Source organism: Deinococcota bacterium (assembly GCA_030858465.1).
Lineage (GTDB): Bacteria > Deinococcota > Deinococci > Deinococcales > Trueperaceae > JALZLY01.
Map to the genome: position 1 here is coordinate 1 of JALZLY010000237.1, position 20,237 is coordinate 20,237.

21 protein-coding genes are annotated in these 20,237 nt (G+C 67.8%); 15 read left to right on the top strand and 6 right to left on the bottom strand.

Annotated features, from left to right (window positions below):
- The 7 genes from M3498_11940 to der all read left to right on the top strand — a co-directional run.
- A partial coding sequence (locus M3498_11940; GenBank protein MDQ3459996.1) for a stilbene synthase occupies positions 1-642 on the top strand: 642 nt, incomplete at its 5' end.
- Between the two features lie 171 nt (positions 643-813).
- On the top strand, positions 814-1,344 hold the full coding sequence (locus M3498_11945) for a hypothetical protein (GenBank protein ID MDQ3459997.1): 531 nt from the start codon (positions 814-816) through the stop codon (positions 1,342-1,344).
- A 96-nt stretch (positions 1,345-1,440) separates the two neighbouring features.
- Positions 1,441-2,184, top strand: coding sequence for a diadenylate cyclase CdaA (gene cdaA / locus M3498_11950; protein MDQ3459998.1), 744 nt, complete (start codon positions 1,441-1,443; stop codon positions 2,182-2,184).
- Positions 2,185-2,194: 10 nt separating this feature from the next.
- On the top strand, positions 2,195-3,175 hold the full coding sequence (locus M3498_11955; GenBank protein MDQ3459999.1) for a hypothetical protein: 981 nt from the start codon (positions 2,195-2,197) through the stop codon (positions 3,173-3,175).
- 109 nt (positions 3,176-3,284) lie between these two features.
- Complete coding sequence (locus M3498_11960) at positions 3,285-3,971, top strand: peptide deformylase (GenBank protein MDQ3460000.1); 687 nt, start codon at positions 3,285-3,287, stop codon at positions 3,969-3,971.
- A gap of 6 nt (positions 3,972-3,977) precedes the next feature.
- On the top strand, positions 3,978-4,901 hold the full coding sequence (gene fmt, locus M3498_11965) for a methionyl-tRNA formyltransferase (GenBank protein ID MDQ3460001.1): 924 nt from the start codon (positions 3,978-3,980) through the stop codon (positions 4,899-4,901).
- Positions 4,894-6,213: a ribosome biogenesis GTPase Der gene (der, locus tag M3498_11970; GenBank protein MDQ3460002.1), complete on the top strand. Its 1,320-nt coding sequence runs from the start codon at positions 4,894-4,896 to the stop codon at positions 6,211-6,213. The genes fmt and der overlap by 8 nt, the downstream gene beginning before the upstream one ends.
- A gap of 11 nt (positions 6,214-6,224) precedes the next feature.
- On the opposite strand, the gene M3498_11975 is transcribed toward der, so the two are convergent.
- Positions 6,225-6,644, bottom strand: a complete 420-nt coding sequence (locus tag M3498_11975; GenBank protein ID MDQ3460003.1) for a hypothetical protein — start codon at positions 6,642-6,644, stop codon at positions 6,225-6,227.
- 425 nt (positions 6,645-7,069) lie between these two features.
- On the opposite strand from M3498_11975, the gene aroF reads away from it, so the two are divergent.
- The 3 genes from aroF (at position 7,070) to M3498_11990 (ending at position 9,517) form a co-directional block, all read left to right on the top strand.
- Positions 7,070-8,107 carry a 3-deoxy-7-phosphoheptulonate synthase gene (gene aroF / locus M3498_11980; GenBank protein ID MDQ3460004.1) on the top strand — a complete coding sequence of 346 codons (1,038 nt, stop codon included), beginning with the start codon at positions 7,070-7,072 and terminating at the stop codon, positions 8,105-8,107.
- A 64-nt stretch (positions 8,108-8,171) separates the two neighbouring features.
- Positions 8,172-9,260 (top strand): prephenate dehydrogenase, encoded by a 1,089-nt coding sequence (locus M3498_11985; protein ID MDQ3460005.1) that lies wholly within the window; start codon positions 8,172-8,174, stop codon positions 9,258-9,260.
- On the top strand, positions 9,260-9,517 hold the full coding sequence (locus tag M3498_11990) for a hypothetical protein (protein MDQ3460006.1): 258 nt from the start codon (positions 9,260-9,262) through the stop codon (positions 9,515-9,517). The genes M3498_11985 and M3498_11990 overlap by 1 nt, the downstream gene beginning before the upstream one ends.
- 19 nt (positions 9,518-9,536) lie before the next feature.
- Here the strand turns inward: M3498_11990 and M3498_11995 are convergent, their stop codons facing one another.
- Positions 9,537-10,874, bottom strand: coding sequence for a M20/M25/M40 family metallo-hydrolase (locus M3498_11995; protein MDQ3460007.1), 1,338 nt, complete (start codon positions 10,872-10,874; stop codon positions 9,537-9,539).
- A 325-nt stretch (positions 10,875-11,199) separates the two neighbouring features.
- Between M3498_11995 and M3498_12000 the strand changes: the two genes are divergently transcribed.
- The gene (locus M3498_12000) at positions 11,200-11,907 is read left to right on the top strand and encodes a class I SAM-dependent methyltransferase (GenBank protein MDQ3460008.1); all 708 of its coding nucleotides are present in this window, start codon (positions 11,200-11,202) and stop codon (positions 11,905-11,907) included.
- Here the strand turns inward: M3498_12000 and M3498_12005 are convergent.
- A complete protein-coding gene (locus tag M3498_12005) occupies positions 11,904-13,076 on the bottom strand; it encodes a thiolase family protein (protein MDQ3460009.1) in 1,173 nt (390 codons plus the stop codon). The genes M3498_12000 and M3498_12005 overlap by 4 nt on opposite strands.
- Before the next feature lie 328 nt (positions 13,077-13,404).
- Between M3498_12005 and pdhA the strand changes: the two genes are divergently transcribed.
- From pdhA to M3498_12020, 3 genes are all read left to right on the top strand, one after another.
- Complete coding sequence (gene pdhA / locus M3498_12010; protein ID MDQ3460010.1) at positions 13,405-14,469, top strand: pyruvate dehydrogenase (acetyl-transferring) E1 component subunit alpha; 1,065 nt, start codon at positions 13,405-13,407, stop codon at positions 14,467-14,469.
- Positions 14,456-15,436, top strand: coding sequence for an alpha-ketoacid dehydrogenase subunit beta (locus M3498_12015; protein ID MDQ3460011.1), 981 nt, complete (start codon positions 14,456-14,458; stop codon positions 15,434-15,436). The genes pdhA and M3498_12015 overlap by 14 nt, the downstream gene beginning before the upstream one ends.
- 74 nt (positions 15,437-15,510) lie before the next feature.
- Positions 15,511-17,037 (top strand): FAD-dependent oxidoreductase, encoded by a 1,527-nt coding sequence (locus M3498_12020; GenBank protein MDQ3460012.1) that lies wholly within the window; start codon positions 15,511-15,513, stop codon positions 17,035-17,037.
- Between the two features lie 32 nt (positions 17,038-17,069).
- Here the strand turns inward: M3498_12020 and cysK are convergent, their stop codons facing one another.
- Positions 17,070-17,984 carry a cysteine synthase A gene (gene cysK / locus M3498_12025; GenBank protein ID MDQ3460013.1) on the bottom strand — a complete coding sequence of 305 codons (915 nt, stop codon included), beginning with the start codon at positions 17,982-17,984 and terminating at the stop codon, positions 17,070-17,072.
- 62 nt (positions 17,985-18,046) lie between these two features.
- Between cysK and M3498_12030 the strand changes: the two genes are divergently transcribed.
- Positions 18,047-18,352 (top strand): hypothetical protein, encoded by a 306-nt coding sequence (locus M3498_12030; protein ID MDQ3460014.1) that lies wholly within the window; start codon positions 18,047-18,049, stop codon positions 18,350-18,352.
- An 89-nt stretch (positions 18,353-18,441) separates the two neighbouring features.
- On the opposite strand, the gene M3498_12035 is transcribed toward M3498_12030, so the two are convergent.
- Positions 18,442-19,347, bottom strand: coding sequence for a quinate 5-dehydrogenase (locus tag M3498_12035; protein MDQ3460015.1), 906 nt, complete (start codon positions 19,345-19,347; stop codon positions 18,442-18,444).
- Positions 19,348-19,370: 23 nt separating this feature from the next.
- Complete coding sequence (locus tag M3498_12040) at positions 19,371-20,126, bottom strand: PIG-L family deacetylase (protein ID MDQ3460016.1); 756 nt, start codon at positions 20,124-20,126, stop codon at positions 19,371-19,373.
- Positions 20,127-20,237 lie beyond the last annotated feature (111 nt).

A 20,237-nucleotide genomic window follows, 5' to 3' on the forward strand; every position in this document is an offset into this window, starting at 1 on the left:
GGTCTCGGCTGCGCGGGCGGCGCGGCCGGGCTGGCGCGGGCCGCCGACCTCGCCCGCGCCCTGCCCGGCAAGTCCGTGTTGCTGGTCGCGGTCGAGCTGTGCTCCGTGACCTTCATCCGCGGCGACAAGTCCAAGTCCAACCTGGTCGGCAGCGGCCTCTTCGCCGACGGCGCGGCGGCCGTGCTGGTCGGCCCCGGCGCTGAGGGCCAGGGCCCCGAACTGCTGAGCAGCAGCAGCCGCCTGTTCGACGCCAGCGACGACATCATGGGCTGGGACGTGGTCGAGGGCGGGCTCAAGGTGCGCTTCTCGCGCGACATCCCCAGCTTCGTGCAGGAGAACCTGGGCCCCACCATGCGCGAGGCTCTGGCGGAGAGCGGCCTGGGGCTAGCTGACCTCGAGCACTTCGTCGTCCACCCCGGCGGGCCCAAGGTGCTGGACGCCTACGAGCGCTGTCTGGACCTGGAAGCGGGTAGCCTGGACAGCGCCCGCGAGGTCTTACGCGACTACGGCAACATGTCGAGCCCGACGGTGCTCTTTGTCCTGGAGCGCTTCTTGCAAGCGACCGCGCCCACGGGCGCACCCGGCACCCTCTTCGCCCTGGGTCCGGGCTTCAGCGCCGAGCAGGTGCTGTTTCGCTGGTAATACCAAGTGCCTTATCAAGCGCAAAAGCGACGCTTGATAAGTGCGCGTGAGCGCATACCCTTGGACGCATTCGGTTTGTGGTACTTCGCAAGGCAATTGGTATAACTTAAAGCCGCTTAGCCAATCTCATCTGCATGAATGGTCTCATGAGAAGATGAGGACCGCGCCCCCATGAGCTACCCTGCCCTCTTCGCTCTCTTTGTCCTCTTTATCGCCGTTCAGCGCCTCCTCGAGCTCAGGCTGGCCGGGCGCAACGAGCGGCGGGTGCGGGCCTGGGGCGCGGTCGAGTACGGCGCCGGGCACTACCCCCTGATCGTCGCGCTGCACGGGCTGTGGCTGCTCGGCATGGTCCTCGAGGCGTTCTTTGGCCCGCGCGGGTTCCCGGCCTTTGCGCCGCTGACCTTCGCGCTGTGGCTCGCGCTTCAGGTCGCGCGCTACTGGGTGATCCGCTCGCTCGGCCCCTACTGGAACACCCGGGTGCTGGTCGTGCCCGGCGCCAGGCTCGTCCGCGAGGGGCCGTTTCGCTTTCTCAAGCACCCCAACTACCTGATCGTGACGCTCGAGCTCGCCCTGGCCCCGCTCACCTTCGGCCTCTACCTGACGGCCGCGCTGGTCACCGCCCTCAACGCCCTGGTGATGGCCATGCGCATCCCCGTCGAGGAGCGGGCGCTCGCCACGCTGGGCCCGGCGGAGGAGGCTTAGCTGGGCCGGAGGCCGTGTTATCGTTGAGGCACCGCGCGAAAGGCGTGCCCGACACGTCATCAGCCCTTTCGTCAGCCCTTTTGGCAGGAGCCTAAATTGCCCGCGCTTTTCGACAACTTTCGCCTCCTCAACCTCCTCGACGTCACCGTCATCGCGCTGATGCTCTTCGGGGCCTACCGCTTGCTCATCGGCTCGAGGGCCTGGAACGTCTTTTTGGGCATGACCGCGCTGGGCGCGCTGTGGTTTATCGCCGCGCAACTGCGGCTCACCGCCACCGCCTGGATCTTCGCCAACCTGGCGCCCGTCAGCCTGCTGGCCATCATCATCGTCTTCCAGCCCGAGCTGCGGGCCGCCCTGGAGCGCGTGGGCCGAGGCCGCATCGCCCACAGCAGCGGCAGCGACCCTGTCCAGGAGATCATGGCGGCGGTGCGCGAGCTCGCCACCCAGCGTCAGGGCGCCATCATCGCCGTCGAGCGGCAGACGCCGCTGGCCGAGTACGGCCGGGTCGGCACGGCGCTGGGCTCGCCGGTCTCCTCGGCGCTCCTCCAGACCATCTTCGCCTCCTACGGTCCCCTGCACGACGGCGCGGTCATCATCAAGGGCGACGTCATCACCCACGCCGGGGCCATCTTTCCCCTCTCCGACAAGCACGACGGCTGGTCGGTCAAGCACGGCACCCGGCACCGGGCGGCCCTGGGCCTGGCCGAGGCCAGCGACGCGCTCATCATCGTAGTGAGCGAGGAGCGGGGCACGGTGAGCCTGGCCCAAAACGGCGCCCTGAAGAGCGACATCGCCCCCGCCGACGTGACCAAGGCGCTCAGAAAGGTCTACGGCACATGAGGTTGGGAACGTGAGGCTGGGACGCTGGGGGCTGGCCTGGTTTCAATTCATGGTCTTTTTCCTGGTGGCGCTGCTCATCTGGTCCGCCATCGAGTCCGAGCAGCGCGCCGTGGCGCAGCGCGCCCTCGAGGTGCCGCTGTCGATCACCGGGCTGGGCCCCGAGCGGGTGGCGCGGGGCGTACCCGCGAATGTCATCGTCATCGTCTCGGGTCTGAGCGACACCGTCGAGAGGCTGAGGCCCGAGTACTTCGACGCCTTTATCGACCTGCGCGAGGTCAGCGCCGAGTTCGACGTGGTGGTGCGCGTCATCGCGCCGCAGGACGTCGAGGTCGAGGAGGTGACGCCGGGCCGCATTATCGGCATCACCGAGGCCTTGGGCTCGCGCACGGTGCCGCTGCGCCTGTCGGTCCTGGGCGTGGGCCGCGGCAGCGACGGCTGGCGGCTGAGCAGCCAGCCCGACGAGGTTGTGGTGAGCGGCCAGGAGTCGCAGGTCGCCCGGGTGAGCTACGTGACGGCGCTGCTCGGCGAGCTCGGCGAGGATGGGTCTGCCGTCGTCAACGGTCTCTTCGCCGTGGACGGCGACGACCTGCCGGTGCCGGACTTGCGCATCACGCCGGAAGAGGTGGTGGTCTTGAGCGAGCACGAGACGCTTCTCTACAGCCGCCGTCTGCCCGTGGACTTCGAGCCGCTGGCCCCGGCGCCGCTTAGCGTCGGCGAGGTGACGCTGAGCCAGGACAGCCTGCTGGTGGCGGGTCCGCGCGAGGCCGTCTTGCCGCTCGAGAGCGTCGCGGTGCAGGCCGACATGCCCGCCGTAGCCGGCGTATACCAGGTCACGCTCTCGCCGGTCCTGCCCGAGGGCGTGGTCGCCCTGGAAAGCCTCAGCGCCGAGGTCTCGCTCATGGACCCGGAGGCGAACGAGGCGGCTCAGAACAGCCCGGCAGGCGTCACGCCTGCTGGCGACCCCCCGGCTGGTGACACCCCGCCGGAATGACGGCCGGAATGACGGCCACGCCAGGCCAAAGCCGGCGAGTGGCGTCCGGCCGGTAAAGCAGGGGCAAATCGCCGCCCTCCGCTTCCGGTATAAAGGGGTAGGAGGAGTTGTGATTCGACCGATAAGGTACTACGGCGACCCCGTCTTGCGCAAGGCCGCCAAGCCCGTGACCCGCTTCGACGAGGAGCTCGACAGCCTGGTGAAGGACATGCGCGAGACCATGTACGCCTATAACGGCGTGGGCATCGCCGCGCCGCAGGTGGGCGAGAGCCTGCGCGTCTTTCTCGCGCTCGAGTTCGGCCCTCACGACGACCCTCACGACGACCCTCACGACGACAGGGCCGAGGGCGCTGAGGCTGTCGATACCAGCGAGGAAGAGGAACGAGACCTCGAGCGCATGAGTCCCGAGGAGAAGCGCCGGCACTGGGGCGTCGTCGCCGAGCACGTGATGGTCAACCCCGAGCTCCGTGACCTGAGCGGCAGCCAGTACGGCCGCGACGGCTGCCTCAGCCTGCCCGGCCTCTTCGTCGAGGAGATGCGCCGCGACCGGAAGCTGCGCGTCGACTACCAGGACTTAGGCGGCCGGCCCCACACCCTGACTACCGAGGGCCACTTCGCCCACGTCATCCAGCACGAATACGACCACCTGGACGGGGTTCTCTTTATCGACTGGCTGGACGAGGGGGCGCGCCGCGCCTTTATGGACGAGCACCGCCAGGCGCTCGCCGAGATGCAGCGCGAGGCCAAGGCGCTGCTCAAGGAACTGAAGCGCGAGCCCCGCGCCGTCCAGGGTTAGAGCCGTATGCGCCTCGCCCTCTTCGCCTCGCCCGACTTCGGCCTGCCGGTCCTGGCCGCGCTCAACGAGCAGCACCAGCTCGCCCTGGTGGTGGCCCAGCCCGACAAGGCCGCCGGCCGCGGCATGAGGCTGACCGCGCCGCCGGTGGCGCGGCGGGCCCGGGAGCTGGGGCTGAAGCTCGAGCAACCCGCCAGGCTGCGAGGCAGCGAAGCCTTTCGCGCGCTCTTGCAAGACGCTGAGCTCGACGCCGCCGTCACCGCCGCCTACGGCAAGATCCTGCCGCGGAGCCTGCTGAGCATTCCCCGGCACGGCTTCTTGAACGTCCACGCCAGCCTGCTGCCCAAGTACCGCGGCGCCGCGCCCATCCAGGCGGCCCTCATCGACGGCGAAAGGGCGACGGGCGTCACCATCATGCAGACCGAAGCCGGCCTCGACACCGGGCCGATCCGGCTGCAACGCGCGCTCGCCATCGGCGCGGGCGAGACCGCGCCGGAGCTGTCGGCGCGACTGGCAGCGCTCGGCGCCAAAGCGCTGCTCGAGGCTTTGGACGCGCTCGAGACGGGTACTCTGCCCCTCATCCCTCAGGACGAAGACCAGGCCAGCCACGCTCGCCTGCTCAGCAAGGACGACGGCCGCGTCCGCTGGGGAGAGTCCGCGAGGGCCATCTACAACCGCTTCCGCGGCGTCTACGCCTGGCCGGGCTCGTGGACCGAGGTCGCGGGAGGGCCGCTCAAGCTTCGCGGCTTGCACCCTGCGCCCGGGCGCGGCGCCCCCGGAGAGGTGCTCGAGCTGAGCGCCCAAGGCGTCAAGGTGGCGGCGGGCGAGGGCGCCATTCTCCTCAAGACCGTCCAGCCGCCCGGCAAGCCCAGCATGGACGCTTACGCCTGGGCGCACGGCTACGGCATCGAGAAAGGAACGCATCTTGGCTAAAGTCGCCATCGTAGGAAAGCCCAATGTGGGCAAGTCGAGCCTCTTCAACCGCCTGGTCGGGCGCCGCGAGGCCATCGTCGCGGATCAACCCGGCGTCACCAGGGACGTCAAGGAGGGCCTGGTGACGAGCGACCAGGGCGGCACGTTCACCCTGCTCGACAGCGGCGGCCTGTGGTCGGGCGACGCCTGGGAAGAGCCTATCAAGGCGCGCATCGAGGCCGCCCTCAAGGACGCCGAGCTGATTCTCTTCACCGTGGACGGCCGCGCCGAATTGACGGCCGCCGACTGGGAGATCGCCGACTGGCTCCGCACCGTCGACAAACCCGTCCTGCTCGTCGCCACCAAGGTAGACGACCCCCGTCACGAGGAGGCGCCGCACATCTATGAACTGTTCGGCCTGGGCTTCGGCGAGCCCCTCTTTACCGCCGCCGAGCACGCCCGGGGCACCCTGGAGCTCAAGGACGAAATCCTGGCGCGGCTGCCCGAGGACGAGGGCGAGGCGGAGGTCGAGGCGGTCAAAGTCGCCATCATCGGGCGGCCCAACGTCGGCAAGTCGAGCCTGCTGAACGCCCTCGTCGGCAACGAGCGCGTCATCGTCGCCGACGAGCCGGGAACCACCCGCGACGCCGTGGACGTGCAGTTCGACTTCGCCGGGCGCTCCTTCGTGCTGGTGGACACCGCCGGCATCCGCCGCAAGCCCAGCGAGAACGTCGAGTACTACTCCAAGCTGCGCTCGGAAGAGGCGCTGCTCAAGTCCGACGTGGCGATTCTCGTCGTCGATCCCAGTGAGCTCGGCGACCACGAGCTGCGCATCGCCAACCTGGCCTTGGAGGCCGGCAAGCCGGTGGTGCTCGCCGTCAACAAGTGGGACCTGGTGCCGGATAATAAACTTGAAGAGGTAAGGAAGGACCTCGACCAGAAGCTGGCCCACCTCTACTTCGCGCCGCGGGTCTATACCAGCGCCCTCAACGACTACGGCTTGCACGACCTCCTCGCCGCGGTCATCCGCGTCTACGACACCAGCAGGTTCAGGGTAGCCACGAGCGAGCTCAACAACTGGCTGTCGGTGTGGACCGAGCGGCAGCGGCTCCCCAACTTCCAGGGCAGGAGCCTAAACCTCATCTACGCCACCCAGGGCGATACCGCCCCGCCGACCTTTATCATCTTCGTCAACAACGAGAAGTTCGTGACGCGGCCCTACGAAAACTACCTGTTGAACCGCATCCGCGAGGACCTGGGCTTCAAAGAGGTGCCCGTCAGGCTCATCTTCAAGGCGCGCGGCAAGGACGGCGGCAAGCGGGTCAGGCTGTGAGGGCTCGAGCGCTACTGCTGGTGTCGTCGTCCGGTGTAAGGCCAGCCGTAGCGGGCGAAGAGCGCCCGCTCCCTGTCCTCGACGTTTAGGAACTCCGTCTCGATGATGTCGCCGAAGGTGCGCTTGCCGCGCTCGGCGACCTCGCCTCTCTCAGCCTCGTCCGCCTCCAGGACTTCGCTGAAGAGCGCCTTGGCGAGCCCCAGGACGTCGTCGGAACGCGGGTAGGGGACGATCTCGCCGTCCTCGCGGAGCACCACGTCCGCTTCGGCCGCGGCCTCCAGGATGCCGTAGTAGACGAGGTAGCCCTGCTCCAAACTGCCAAAGGCGTGGCGGACGATGCTTTCCAGGCTCTCTTGCTGCGTGTGGTAACGCTCGAGCCAGCCGTACTTCATGGCAAGGTGGATGTCGCGGGGTTCGGTCGGGTAGGGCATGGGCTCACTATAGGATGGCCCCGTTCCTTGTCGTGGTGCATCTGCACATGCGCCCGCGCCGCGGCTGTGAGCCATATGAGCGGCCAGACGAGCCGGTATCCAGCGCCGCCGAGCATCCCTATTGACCTATTGACAGAGACGCGCTTTTTGTTAGACTTTAGGGCATATGCCAACTGTGACGGCAGCTCGAGCCGTGACCGCCCCGGCAAGGGGAGGTGAACTTGTGGACGACGGCTTTGACGGCTATGCGCACGCGGGCTTCACCTCGGCGCCCGCTCGAGCGCAAGCCTGATTCCCGACAACACAGCCCAGCCATGACGCGACGCCCGTCGCCTTTGCCAACCTGCCAGCCCGCCAGCCTTTCAGGCTAGTCGTCCAGCCCGCCGGCAGGTATAGTGAAGCTTTATGTGATTGGGGAGAACAAGATGGTCATCGTAATGGCAAAAGGAGCCTCGCAAGAGGACATCGACAAGGTAATCTCGGACGTGCAGAGCCGGGGCTTCGCCGCGCACGTGAGCGTCGGCGAGACGCGCACGCTGGTAGGCGCCATCGGCCCGGCGCCGACCCAGGACCTGCGCGAGCAGCTGCGGGCGCATCACGGCGTCGAAACCGTCGTAGCGATAACCAAGCCCTTCAAGCTGGCGAGCCGCGAGTTTCGCCACGACGACTCGTTTGTGATGATCGGCGGCGTCAAGACGGGCAACGGCCAGTTCACGGTGGCCGCTGGGCCCTGCGGCGTCGAGTCCTACGAGCAGACTCGCACGGCGGCCCTGTTCGCCCAGAGGCACGGCGCGCGGATCCTCCGCGGCGGCGCCTTCAAGCCTCGCACCAGCCCCTACTCGTTTCAGGGCCTGGGCGAGGAGGGCTTGGAGATCATGAGCCGGGTGCGCCAAGAGACGGGCATGCCCATCGTCACCGAGGTGACCGCGCCGGAACTCGTCGAGACGGTCGGCCGGGTGGCGGACATGTTCCAGGTCGGCGCCCGCAACACCCAGAACTTCGCGCTCTTGGCCGAACTCGGCCGCTCCGGCAAGCCGGTGCTCTTCAAGCGCGGCATGAGCACGAGCATCTTAGAGTTCTTGCAGGCGGCCGAGTACGTGCTCTCGCAGGGCAACCAGAGCGTGATCCTGTGCGAGCGCGGCATCCGCACCTTCGAGACCTCGACGCGCTTTACCTTGGACGTCTCGGCGGTGCCGGTCCTAAAGGAGCTCACGCACCTGCCCGTCTGGGTGGACCCGAGCCACGCCGCCGGCAAGCGCAGCCTGGTCCCGGCCTTGGCCTTGGCGAGCGCCGCCGCGGGCGCCGACGGCCTCATCGTCGAGGTCCACCCCAAGCCCGAGGAGGCCAAGTCGGACGCCGCCCAGCAACTGAGCGACGAGGAGTTCGGCGCCCTGATGAGCCAACTCCGCGCGGTGGTGACGGCGCTCGGCAAGAAAGGGCTGGAAAATCCAGTGCCGAGGTAAGAGAACTGAGGACTGAGCTAGTGGACTTGCTCAGCCCTCAGTCCTCAGCCCTCAGTCCTGCCTTATGCGCCCTTCGCCCCTCTTCCACACCGTCGTCATCGCCGGCGTCGGGCTGATCGGTGGCTCGGTCGGCTTGGGCGTCCGCCAGCGCTTTTTGGCCGAGCGCGTCGTCGGCTTGGACCGCGACCCGGCCGCCCTCGAGGCCGCCCTGGGCTTGGGCGCCATCGACGAGATCCGGCTTCATCCCGGCGACTGGCTCATGGAAGCCGGGCTGATCGTCTTAGCGCCGCCCGCCCGCGCCGTCGCGCCGCTGGCCGAGAGCCTGTTGCCCTTCGTCGGCCCCGAGGCGATCCTGACCGATGTGGGCAGCGTCAAGGCCGAGGTCGTCCGGCGCCTCGCGGCCGCGCGCTTCGTCGGCGGCCATCCCATGGCCGGCAGCGAAAGGGTCGGGGTGCAGCACGCGAGCGCCGCCCTGCTGGAGAACGCCGTCTGGGTCCTTACCCCGGCCGAGACGACCGATCCCAGCGCGCTGGCAAGCGTCCGGCGCTTTGTCGAAGCCTTGGGCGCCAAGCCCATCGAGGTGGCGCCAGAGCAGCACGACCGGCTGGTGGCGGCGGTGAGCCACCTGCCCTACCTGGCGGCGGTGGCCTTGACGCAGCTCGTCGCCGAGGATAAGGACCGCGACCTGATGATGCTCCTGGCGGCGGGAGGCTTTCGCGACCTCACCCGGGTGGCCTCGGGCAACCCTACGATGAGCCGCGACATGGTGGCGGCCAACCGGGAGGCCATCCGCGAGACCCTGGGGGCCTTCCGGCAGAGAATCGAAGCGCTCGAGAGGCTCTTGGACGAGCCCGACGCACTGCTCGAGCGCGCCGAAGCCGCCAAGCACAGCCGCGACGCCATTCCCATCGTCCGCCGCAGCCTTCTGCCCGCCCGCTTCGAGGTGGTCATCGCCGTGCCCGACCGTCCCGGCGAGCTCGCCAAGATCACCAGGGCGCTCGGCGACGCCGAGGTGAACGTCAAGGACATCGAGGTCCTGGCGATCCGCGAGGCGGGCGGGGCCATCCGCCTGGCCTTTGAGAGCAACGAGGAGCTGAAGCGCGCCACCGCGGCGCTGACCGGAGCGGGCTACGAGGCGCGCGGGCGGGGCTAGTGCCCAGGGACGCCCTCTTCGACCTGGCCGTCAACCGCGCCGCGAGCTACCTGGCGCGCTTTGGCCTGATGGACGCCGCCAGCCCTCGAGCCGAGCGCGCCCGCCGTCTGGGGCCCTGGTACTCGAGGACCCGCTTCGTCTACAGGATTCCCGTGGAAGAGGTGCTCGAGCGCTTGGGGCGCTGCCCCGGTCCCGGCTACTACTGGCAGGGCGGTGAAGCGGGGGGGTGGCAAGAGGGTGACAACCCAAGGCCTTGACCGCCCGCAGCAGGGTGGTTTAGCTCCCGTAGCGCTCGAGCGCCCGGTAGATTGCCTCGGCGCCGAAGCGGACGGCGCCTATCGGAATGCGCTCGTCGGCCGCGTGGATGGTCTTGGTGAAGTCAAAGCCCTCGGGCAGGTTCATCGGCAAGAAGCCGTAGGTCTGGATGCCCAAACGAGAAAAGAAACGGCCGTCGGTTACCCCCGGCAGGAGCAGCGGCACGGGAATCCCGTCCGGGTCGAGCTCCCGCAGGATGCCCGCCAGCGTCTCGAAGAGGCCCATATCGGCTTCGGCCGGGCCGGGGTCGTGCCGGACGAGCTCGAGCTCCACATCGCCGATGAGCCGGCGCAGCTCGGCCATCAGCCTGTCCGGACCGTAGCCGGGCAGCAGGCGGCCGTCGAGCCCGACGACGACCTCGCCGGGGATGACGTTGGGCGTGCGCTCGTCGCCGCCCCGGACCACGGTGGCGTTGACGGTGTTGTGCAGGAGCGGCTCGAAGACACGCCCCTTGGCGCCGAGGAGCGCCAGCGCCCGGCCGGTCAGCGCGGGATTCAGGAGCTGGCGCAGGACGAGGCCGGCGGGCAGGGGCAGGCTCGAGGCGACGGCCGTAAGCATCCCTCTGACGACCGGCGTCACATGCACGGGCAGGCGCCGGCGGTCGAGGCGCCGCAGGACCCGGCCCAAGCGGGCCATCGTCCCGCCGCGCATCGGCAGGGCGCCGTGTCCGGCGGGGCCGCGCACGGTCGCCTTCAGCCAGCAGATCTGCTTTTCCGCGACTTGAATGGGATAAAAGCGCCGCCCGCCCAAGTGAAGGCTGAAGCCCCCGAACTCGCCGAGGGCGTAGCGCACCCCCTCGAACTGCCCGGCGTGGGCCTCGACTAAAAAGCCGGCGCCACACTCGCCTCCCGCCTCCTCGTCGCTGAGAAGCGCGAGCATGACGTCACCGGCTGGATTCAAGCCTTCGGCCTTGGCGCGCAGCAGGGCGGACAGCATCATGGCGACCCCGCCCTTCATGTCGAGCGCGCCCCGGCCCCAGACGAAGCCGCCCGCGACCTCGCCGCCAAAGGGCGGCCGCGTCCAGCTCTGACCGGCGGTGGTAACCACGTCCACGTGGCCGTAGAGCAAGAGCGGCGGCGCGGCGCCCCTCCCCTTCAAGCGGGCGATGAGGTTGGGGCGCCCGGGGTCCCTGGCAAGGAGGGTGGTGTCGAAGCCCGCTTCGCTGAGCAAGCCGTCAAGATAGCCGATACAGGCATGCTCGTTGCCCGGCGGGTTGGTGGTGTCGAAGCGGATGAGCCTTTGCAGCAGCCTCTCGGGTCGGGCGTGGGAGACGTGCGGGTCGGCGGTCGGTCGCGGCATGGCGCCTCCGACGCGATTATACCGGCGAAGCGATGGCAAGCGCCCCAGCGGTGTGCTAGACCCTGGGCTAGACCCTGTGCTAGACTCAGTGCCGATGATACGCCTGCGCAAGTAAGCCCTCGTCTCCCCTCGAGCCCCGAGCGGGAGTCTGCCCGCTTGCGCCGTACAGAACCAGCCATATCGACAACCATCGCCGTTCGCTGGTGGGCGCTCCCTTCCCAGACCCTTTTCCCTTGGAGTGTCTATGCGACCCATGCAGGTAAAACCACGTTCAAAACGACGTTCGAAGCGTTCTCACAAACCTACCGCAACCAGTTGGGAGCCCTTGGCCCGCTGGTACGACGGCTGGGTCGGCCCGGGCGGCAGCCGCCATCACCGCGAGCTGGCCCTGCCCGCGGTGCTCGAGCTACTCGACTTGCGAGCGGGCGAAAGCCTGCTGGATATCGGCGCCGGCCAGGGCGTCTTGGCGCCCCACGCGAGCGCGAGCGGTGCGCGTTACACTGGCCTCGACGCCAGCCCCTCCCTCATCCGGCTGGCCAGAAAGCGCCACGGCGCCGCCGGACGCTTCCTCGTCGGCGACGCTCGTGCGCTCGACAAGGTGGCCGAACTGAAGGGGCAGCGCTTCGACGCCGCGGTGTTCTTGCTGAGCATCCAGGACATGGACCCCTTGGAGGAAGTGTTGGCCTCTGCAAGCCGGGTACTCGAGGACAGCGGCCGCCTGGTGATGCTGATGACCCACCCCTGCTTTCGCGTCCCGCGGCAGAGCGGTTGGGGCTGGGACGAGGAGCGCAAGCTCCGCTACCGGCGCGTCGACCGTTACCTGAGCCCGCTAGCCGTGCCTATGAAACCCTATCCGGGCGGGCGCGGCGTCTCGCGCAGCTTTCACCGCCCGCTCGAGGCCTACATCAACGGCCTGGGCAGTCAGGGCCTGCTGGTGGAGTGCGTGAGGGAAATCGCCGCTCCCAAAGAAGCCCAGGAGATTCCCCTCTTCTTGGGCCTGCGGGCTCGGAAACTGGCGCTCGAGGAGGACTAGACGCGCTGAAAGAGCCCCGCCATCCCCTGGCCGCCGCCCACGCACATCGAGATGACGCCGTATTCGGCGTCCCGGCGGTTCATCTCGGCGAAGAGGTCGGCGGCGATCCTCGCTCCGGTGGCGCCGAGCGGGTGGCCGATGGCGATGGCGCCGCCGTTGACGTTGAGCCGCTCGCTCGGAATGCCGAGTTCCTTCTGGCAGTAGGCGCACTGGCTGGCGAAGGCCTCGTTGATCTCGAAGAGGTCGATGTCTGCAACCGTCATGCCCGTCTTCTCGAGCAGCTTGCGGATCGCCGGCACCGGCCCGATGCCCATCACCTCGGGCGCCACCCCCACCACCGCCGCCTGCACGAAGCGCGCCAGCGGCTTTAAGCCGCGCGCTCTGGCCTCGCCCTCGCTCATGATCACGGTCATGGCCGCGCCGTCGTTCAAGGGGCTCGAGTTCCCCGCCGTCACCGTGGCCGCCTCGTCCTGGGCGAAGACGGGGGCAAGGCCGGCAAGCTTGTCCAGGCTGGTGGTGGCCCGCGGCCCCTCGTCCTTTTCGACCACCACCTCGTGCCACTCGCCCTGCTCGTCCTTGACCCTTGTGGGCACGGGCACGACCTGCGCGCTGAACTTGCCCGCCTCCTGCGCGGCGACGGCCCGCTGGTGCGACCGGAGCGCGAAGTGGTCCTGCTCCTCGCGGGAGACGCCGTACTTGCGCGCCACCGCCTCGGCGGTCTGGCCCATGCTGTGGTAAGCCTGCGGGTAACGCTCCCAGAGCGCCTTGTTGGGACTCGTGGTGTGCCCGCCCATCGGCACCCGCGAGGTGCAGTCCACGCCGCCGGCCAAGACCACCTCGGCCATGCCGTTCATCACCGCGTGGGCGCCCTGCACCACCGTCTGCAGGCCGCTGGCGCAGAAGCGGTTGACGGTCGAGGCGGCGACCGACTCGGGCAGACCGGCGATCAACCCGGCGATGCGCGCCACGTTGTAGCCCGCCTCGCCCTCGGGGTGGGCGTTGCCAAGGAGGAGGTCGTCGATGGCCCCCGGCTCGAGGCCTTCGGTGCGCCTCACCGCTTCTCTGACGATGAACCCGGCCAGGTCGTCGGGACGGGTGTCCTTGAGCATGCCCTTGTGGGCGCGGCCCACCGGCGTGCGAACGGCGGTGACGATGACGGCGTCTCTCATGGGGTGTCCCTTTCCCATACAATGTCCCAGGGCAATCCTGTACCAAGTATACGTTCTAGCGGGGCGCCCTGGTGTCTTGTATGGTGTCTTGTATGGTGCGGTGCGCTTGTGAAGGGTAATGGTGCGCTTGTGAGGCGCGCGGACCGGCGACCGTCTCGATCGGGCAAGCTCTACCGGTAACGCTTGCCGCCACCCGTCCGACGGGTTGCGTTGTACTTGACGTTCGGCTCATCGTCAGGTCGCCGGGCGGATGCTTGTTGTAATAGGAAGGCGATTGTGAATTGTAGGCATGCGCGAGCCGCTGAATGTTGATCCTACCGGAGGTGACATGGATATCGTGAGGTATCTGGACGATACCGGCAAACCCTTAAAGGAGCTACCCTTCGACCAGGAGACCCTGCTCGAGGGCTACCGCGCCCTGCGCCGCGCGAGGTTCTTCGACGAGCGCGCGGTGGTCTGGCAGCGCCAGGGCAAGCTGGGCGTCTACCCGCCCTTTCGCGGCCAGGAAGCGGCGCAGGTGGGCGCGGCCCTGGCCATCGAGCCGAGCGACTGGGTGGTGCCCAGTTACCGCGAGAGCGGCGTGGCGCTCAGCCACGGCCTCTCGGTCAGGCAGCTCATCCTCTTCTGGCGGGCGCACCCGGCGGGCTGGAGATTCCCCGACGAGCTCAGGATTCTGCCCTTTTACATCCCTATCGCCACGCAGATTCCCCAGGCGGTGGGGCTCGCCCAGGCCGGGGCCTACCAGGGGGAGGGTTGGGTGGCGCTGGCCTTTATCGGCGACGGCGGCACCTCCGAGGGCGACTTTCACGAGGGCCTCAACTTCGCGGCGGTCTTCGGCGCGCCGGTGGTCTTCGTGGTGCAGAACAACGGCTGGGCCATCAGCGTGCCGACGAGCAGACAGATGAAGGTAAAGCAGGTGGCCGACCGCGCCGCCGGCTACGGCATGCCCGGCGTGGTCGTCGACGGCAACGACCTCGTCGCGGTGCGCCAGGTCGTGGGGGAGGCGGTGGCTAGGGCCCGCGCCGGCGAGGGCCCCAGCCTCATCGAGGCGATGACCTACCGCGCCCTGCCCCACACCACCTCGGACGACCCCAGCCGCTACAGCGGCGAGGAGGACAGGGTCAACGCCGCGGCCTGGGCGCAGCGCGACCCCATCTCGCGGATGCGCCGCGCCGTAGAGCACCTGACGCTCTGGGACGGCGACCAGGAGGCAGCACTGCTGAAAGACCTGGGGGCCGAGTGCGACGCGGCGCTCGCCGAAGCCGACGCGACCCCCGCGCCCGAACCCTGGAGCATCGTCGAGCACGTCACCCAAGAGATGACACCCGACGCCAGGCGCGCCTGGGAAGCGCTCAAAGAGAGCTCCAAGGAGAGCGGCCATGCCGACGCTTAACCTCGTCAAGGCCGTCAACCAGGCACTCGACCAGGCCCTGGCGCGTGACCAGCGGGTGCTGCTCTTCGGCGAGGACGTGGGCCGGATGGGCGGCGTCTTTCGCGTCTCCGACGGCCTCCAGGCCAAGTACGGCGAAAAGAGGGTCTTCGACACGCCGCTGGCCGAGAGCGGCATCGTCGGCTTCGCTATAGGCCTGGCGCTGGCGGGGCTGCGTCCGGTCGCCGAAATCCAGTTCGCGGGCTTCGTCTACCCTGCCCTCGACCAGATCCTCTCGCACCTGGGCCGCTACCGCCACCGCAGCCGCGGGCGCTACAGCATCCCGCTGGTCTTGCGGATGCCCTACGGCGGCGGCGTCCACACCCCCGAGCAGCACGCCGACTCGCCCGAGGCCATCCTCGCCCACGTGCCCGGCGTCAAGGTGGTCATCCCCAGCTCGCCAGAGCGGGCCAAGGGCCTCCTCCTCGCCGCTATCGAGGACCCCGACCCGGTCTTCTTCCTCGAGGCCATCAAGCTCTACCGCAGCGTCAGGGCCGAGGTGCCGGAGGACTACTACACCCTGCCGCTGGGCGAGGCTAGAGTCGTTCGCGAGGGCGACGCGGTCACCTTGATCTGCTACGGCGGCATGGTCGAGGTCTGCGCCAAGGCGGCCGAGGTGGCGGCGAGGGAGGGCGTCGCCTTGGAGGTGATCGACCTCGAGACCCTTACCCCTCTCGACAGCGACACGGTCCTGGCCTCGGTCGCCAAGACCGGCCGGGCCGTCGTCGTCTACGAGGCCATGCGCACCGGCGGTTTCGGCGCCGAGGTGGTGGCGAGAATTGCCGAAGAGGCGGTGGACCACCTTCGGGCGCCCGTCCTCCGGGTGGCCGGCTGGGACGCGCCCTATCCGCCCTTTAGCGCCGTCGCGCACCACTACCGGCCGGACGCCAGGCGGGTTCTGGCGGCGGTGAGGCGGGTGCTCGAGCACTGACGGGGCCAACTGACGGGGCCAACTTAGCGAGCCCCTTCCTATTCCGCCGGGGCCAGGCGTGCCATGCTCTAAGCATGCCAACGACCAGCCCTCAGCACAACTCGGTCTGGAGGGCGACGGCGCAACTGCCGGAGCATCCTCCCCTCGGCGAATCCCTGAGCACGGGCGTGTGCGTGGTCGGCGCGGGCCTGTCGGGGATGACGACGGCCTACCTGCTCCTCCGCGAGGGCGAGGAGGTCGTGGTCTTGGACGACGGCCCCATCGCCGGGGGCGAGACGGGCGGCACCACCGCGCATCTGAACAGCGAGCTCGACGACGGCTACACAGAGCTCGAGCGGCTTTTCGGCAGCGAGGGCCTCAAGCTGGCCAGCGACTCCCACGCCGCCGCCATCGATCTCATCGAAAGCATCGCCCAGGAAGAGCAGATCGACTGCGATTTCGAGCGCCTCGAGAGCTATCTCTTTGGGCCGCCGGGCGAGTCGGCGGAGTTTCTGACCGAGGAACTGGGAGCCATCCAGCGAGCGGGCATCACCGGGGTGGACAAGGTGGCGCGCGCGCCCCTGGACGGCTTCGACACCGGGCCCGCGCTGCGCTTTGCAAACCAGGCTCAGTTCCACGTGCTGAAGTACTTGGCGGGCCTGGAAAAGGCCATCACCCGCAGGGGCGGCAAGATCTTTCTCTACAGCCACGTCACCGAGGTTGCGGGCGGCGCGCCTGTCAAGGTCACCACCAGGGAGGGCCACGGTGTCACGGCCGGAGCGGTGGTCTTGGCGACGAACGCGCCCATCGGCGAGCGGCTGCTGTACTCGAGCCGACAGGGCGCCCACCGCTCCTACGTGATCGGCCTGGAGGTAGCGAAGGGCGCCGTCTACCCTGCCCAGTACGCCGACACCGCCGAGCCCTACCACTACGCCCGCCTGCACCCTCTGGACGACGAGCGCGAGCTGCTCATGGTCGGCGGCGAGGACCACAAGACCGGCCAGGAGGACGAGGCGGACGGGCGCTATGAGCGGCTCGAGCGCTGGGCCAGGGAGCGCTTTCTCGCCGCCGGGAGAGTCCTCTACCGCTGGTCCGCTCAGCTCATGGAGCCCTTCGACGCCCTGGCCTTCTTGGGCCGCGATCCGGGCAGCGACAACGTCTACGTCATCACCGGCGACTCGGGCATGGGCATGACCCACGGCACCTTGGGCGCCATGATCTGTGCCGACCTGATCCGGGGCCGCGACAACCCCTGGGCCGAGCTCTACAGCCCCAAGCGCCTCGAGGCCGGGGCCGTCCCCACCATGCTCCGCGAGGGCGTCAACGAGATCTCCAAGCTCGGCCACTGGCTGAGGGCGGGCGAGGTCGCCTCGGCGGACGAGATCGCGCCGGGCAGCGGCGCCGTCATGCGCCGGGGGCTGGGCAAGGTCGCCGTCTATAAGGACGAGCAGGGCACGGTGCTCGAGCGCTCGGCGGTCTGCAGCCATTTGGGCTGTATCGTCGCCTGGAACCCCGAAGCGGGCTCCTGGGACTGCCCCTGCCACGGCTCGCGCTTCGCCCCGGACGGTGAGGTCTTGAACGGCCCCGCCATCAAGGCTCTGGCCGAGGTCGAGCCACAGTAGGCGACAGCCTCGTCCGCAGCCTCGTCCGCGGCCTAGTCCGCGAAGAGTTCGGTGCTCACGTAGCGCGCCGCCGTATCCGCCGCCATGCAGACGACCACCTTGCCCGGCCCCAGCTCGCGGGCGACCTCCAAAGCGGCCCACACCGTCGCGCCGCTCGACATGCCGATAAACTGCCCCTCCTCGCGGGCCAGGCGCCGGGCCAGCGGAAAGGCGTCCTCCTCGTAGACCGTCTTCACGCCGTCCAAGAGGCTCAGCTCGAGGTTGCCGGGGATAAAACCGGGACCCATGCCCTGGAACTTGTGCTGGCCCTTCTCGCCGCCGCTGATGACCGCGCTGCGGGCGGGCTCGACGGCGATCACCTCGACCTTGGGGTTCTGCTCCTTGAAATATCTCCCGACGCCGCTGATCGAGCCGCCGGTGCCGCTCGCCCACACGAAGGCGTCGATGCGGCCCTGCATCCCCTGCCAGATCTCGGGGCCGGTAGTGCGGTAGTGCGTGCGCGGGTTGGCGGGGTTCTCGAACTGGTTGGGCATCCACGCGCCCGTCTCCTCGGCGATCTCCTGCGCCCGTGGAATCGCGCCCTGCATCCTGAGTTCGCCGGGGGTGAAGACGAGCTCGGCCCCATAGGCCAGAAGCGTCCGCTTGCGCTCCTCGCTCATGGTGTCGGGCAGGACGATGACGCAGCGGTAGCCGCGCACCGCCGCCAGGAAGGCCAGGCCGATGCCAGTGTTGCCGCTGGTGGGCTCGACGATGGTCCGGCCGCTGCCGGGGGTCAGTATCCCCCGTTCCTCGGCGTCGTCGATCATGCCCTTGGCGGTGCGGTCCTTGATCGAGCCGGCGGGGTTGAAGCCCTCGAGCTTGATCCACACTTCGGCCATGTCCGCTTCCACCACCCTAAAGAGCCTGACGAGCGGGGTGTTGCCGATGTAGTGATCGAGCCTCTTCATGGCTCCAGTCTACTGTCACGGCCCGCCTTGTCCTCGTCTTGCGGGCGCGCTAGAGTGAGGCCGTGACGACGAAGCGCGACCTGTGGCAATACTTTCAGGAGGTCCGCGGCGCCGTCGAGGCGGCCAACCGCGGCGACGCCTCGCAGCCCTATGCCAGCGGCCGCTTTATCGTCTCGGCGGTCTCGGGCGAGGTCGAGCTGACGGTTTCGGACATCGCCGAGGAGGACGCCGTTCTCATCGCCTCGGAACTCAGCGCCATGGGCGTGCGGGCGGTGGTGCGCGCCTCTTTAGTCTGCCCCGCCTGCGGCGAGCGGGTGCCCGCGCAGGACTACTGCGTCCGCTGCCGCGCCAGGCTGAAGGAGGGTTGAAGAAGTTAAAAGGTTGAAAAGTTTAAAAGTTTAAAAGTTATCCCAAACGGAGCCTCCAACCTTCCAACCTTCCAACCTTTTAACCTTTTTTACGAGAAGGAGGGGTTGAGCTCGAGCACGTCCGGCTCGAGACCAGCCTCTTCGATGAGCGCAGTATAGTCCTCGCGTGACAGCGGGAACTTGTCGGCGATAGCGACGAACGCGGCCTCGAGCAGGTTGGTCGAAAGGCTGCGGCTACCGTAGCGCGGGGTGGTGGTGATGAGGGTCTTGACTCCGCGCCGGCGCAAATCTTCGATATCCTCTGCAGTTGTGGTATTGGTGAGGATGGTTTTGCCAGAAAACCTATTCGGAAGTGAACGCTTAATCCAGAGGAAATCTCCGGCAATCACGTCTACCTCATGGTAGTAGCGACTTCTCCAATCCTCTTTCACGGCCTCCTGCTTACTCCCAGTCGGATAAAGCCAGGTAAAAGGCAGACGCGTCGCGATGGGAAGGAGCAATCGAGCAAGCGCGCGCGTCGTAGAAATGCTCCTGATAGGAACCGGCAACCCTAAAGAAAACATCATGTCCCCATAAATAATCCGAGCCCCTGCCTCGTGAAGCGCTTCCGCCATGCCAAAACGGTCTACCGCCGAGACCATGAGGACACGCTTGTTGGACCAATCCACCGTCTTGCCAAGAGTTTCGACCACGTGGCGCTCGAGGCTATCTTTTAGTCCCGCGCCACAAACCACCGGCGTTTTTTTAGCCTCGTCGGCGATCTTGCGCGCGTCACGGATCACGTAGCGTTTCGATCCAGCGTAGATGTAAAGGTCTATACCGCCCAAGCCGATGGCATCAACTTTGCCATCGAGTTCGCGCACCAGTTCCTTTGCCCTTTCAATGTTGCCATCAGTCGCCCGCCTCTCGATGAGCAGCGACTGTCCCAGGAGCTCAGTTTCTATATAGGTGGCGCGCTTTGAGGAGCCTAGCGACACGCTGACGACGTGCTTCATGAGCTCATCTTAAAACAGAATGATCAGAGCCAGGGCACGGTCATGGGCGCTTGGTCGTCGGGGTAGTGGGGCTCGGCGCGGTGGAAGGTCTCGAACAGCAGGCGGCGCGGGAACTTGCGCATGAACATCAAGACGCTCCGGGCCTGGGTCTCGTACTGCCCCATCGCCCGGATTTTGTTCTCGATAAAATCATGGGCGTCCACGTAGTGGGTAGGCGCCAGGTGCTGCGCGCGGATCATCGCAGCGCTCAAGAAGCGCTCGCGGTCGGGACCGCTGTAGGGCCGCTCGGCGGCAAAGTAGTAAATTCTGTCCGGCCTCTGCGACGACGCCTCGAGCGCCGCCCGGACGAAACGGTGGGTGGCGACATGGTCGGGGTGACCGTTGGAGCCGTTGGGCGGAAAGGTTACCAGGCACTTGGGCCTGAGCTCCTCGAGCACGCTGCGAATCTCCGTTATAACCTCGCCCTCGGGGACCTTGTTCAAAGCGCCGTCGGGAAAGTCCAGAAGGCGCGGGTCGCGGACGCCCAGGACCTCGAGCGAGGCCCTCAGCTCGGCCTCGCGCAAGGCCGGCAGTTCCTCGCGGCTGCAGAGCTCGAGCGTCCGCCCCGAACCGCCCCGGGTGAGCGTCAGAGTCGCCACGCGCTTGCCGAAGGCGGCCATCTTGCTGAAGAGGCCGCCACAGCCAAACACTTCGTCGTCGGGGTGGGGAACGATGAGAAGAAGGTCCACCTCGGTGCTATCCGCCTCGGTGCCGTCTGGCGTAGCTGATGAGTTATCCATAGCAGATGATTATATCTTCGAAGACAGGGATTTTCTCGGTGACGGCAGGTGTTGACGGCAGGTGCTTGTATAGCTCACGGTTTGCCGTCCCGCAAGATAGGAGCGAACGCT

Bases quoted from the DNA above. Each gene is read 5' to 3' on its own strand.
- M3498_11945 (MDQ3459997.1), top strand. From the start codon at position 814: ATGAGCTACCCTGCCCTCTTCGCTCTCTTTGTCCTCTTTATCGCCGTT.
- fmt (MDQ3460001.1), top strand. From the start codon at position 3,978: ATGCGCCTCGCCCTCTTCGCCTCGCCCGACTTCGGCCTGCCGGTCCTG.
- M3498_11975 (MDQ3460003.1), bottom strand. From the start codon at position 6,644: ATGCCCTACCCGACCGAACCCCGCGACATCCACCTTGCCATGAAGTAC.
- aroF (MDQ3460004.1), top strand. From the start codon at position 7,070: ATGGTCATCGTAATGGCAAAAGGAGCCTCGCAAGAGGACATCGACAAG.
- M3498_11985 (MDQ3460005.1), top strand. From the start codon at position 8,172: ATGCGCCCTTCGCCCCTCTTCCACACCGTCGTCATCGCCGGCGTCGGG.
- M3498_11995 (MDQ3460007.1), bottom strand. From the start codon at position 10,874: ATGCCGCGACCGACCGCCGACCCGCACGTCTCCCACGCCCGACCCGAG.
- M3498_12005 (MDQ3460009.1), bottom strand. From the start codon at position 13,076: ATGAGAGACGCCGTCATCGTCACCGCCGTTCGCACGCCGGTGGGCCGC.
- pdhA (MDQ3460010.1), top strand. From the start codon at position 13,405: ATGGATATCGTGAGGTATCTGGACGATACCGGCAAACCCTTAAAGGAG.
- M3498_12015 (MDQ3460011.1), top strand. From the start codon at position 14,456: ATGCCGACGCTTAACCTCGTCAAGGCCGTCAACCAGGCACTCGACCAG.
- M3498_12020 (MDQ3460012.1), top strand. From the start codon at position 15,511: ATGCCAACGACCAGCCCTCAGCACAACTCGGTCTGGAGGGCGACGGCG.
- cysK (MDQ3460013.1), bottom strand. From the start codon at position 17,984: ATGAAGAGGCTCGATCACTACATCGGCAACACCCCGCTCGTCAGGCTC.
- M3498_12035 (MDQ3460015.1), bottom strand. From the start codon at position 19,347: ATGAAGCACGTCGTCAGCGTGTCGCTAGGCTCCTCAAAGCGCGCCACC.
- M3498_12040 (MDQ3460016.1), bottom strand. From the start codon at position 20,126: ATGGATAACTCATCAGCTACGCCAGACGGCACCGAGGCGGATAGCACC.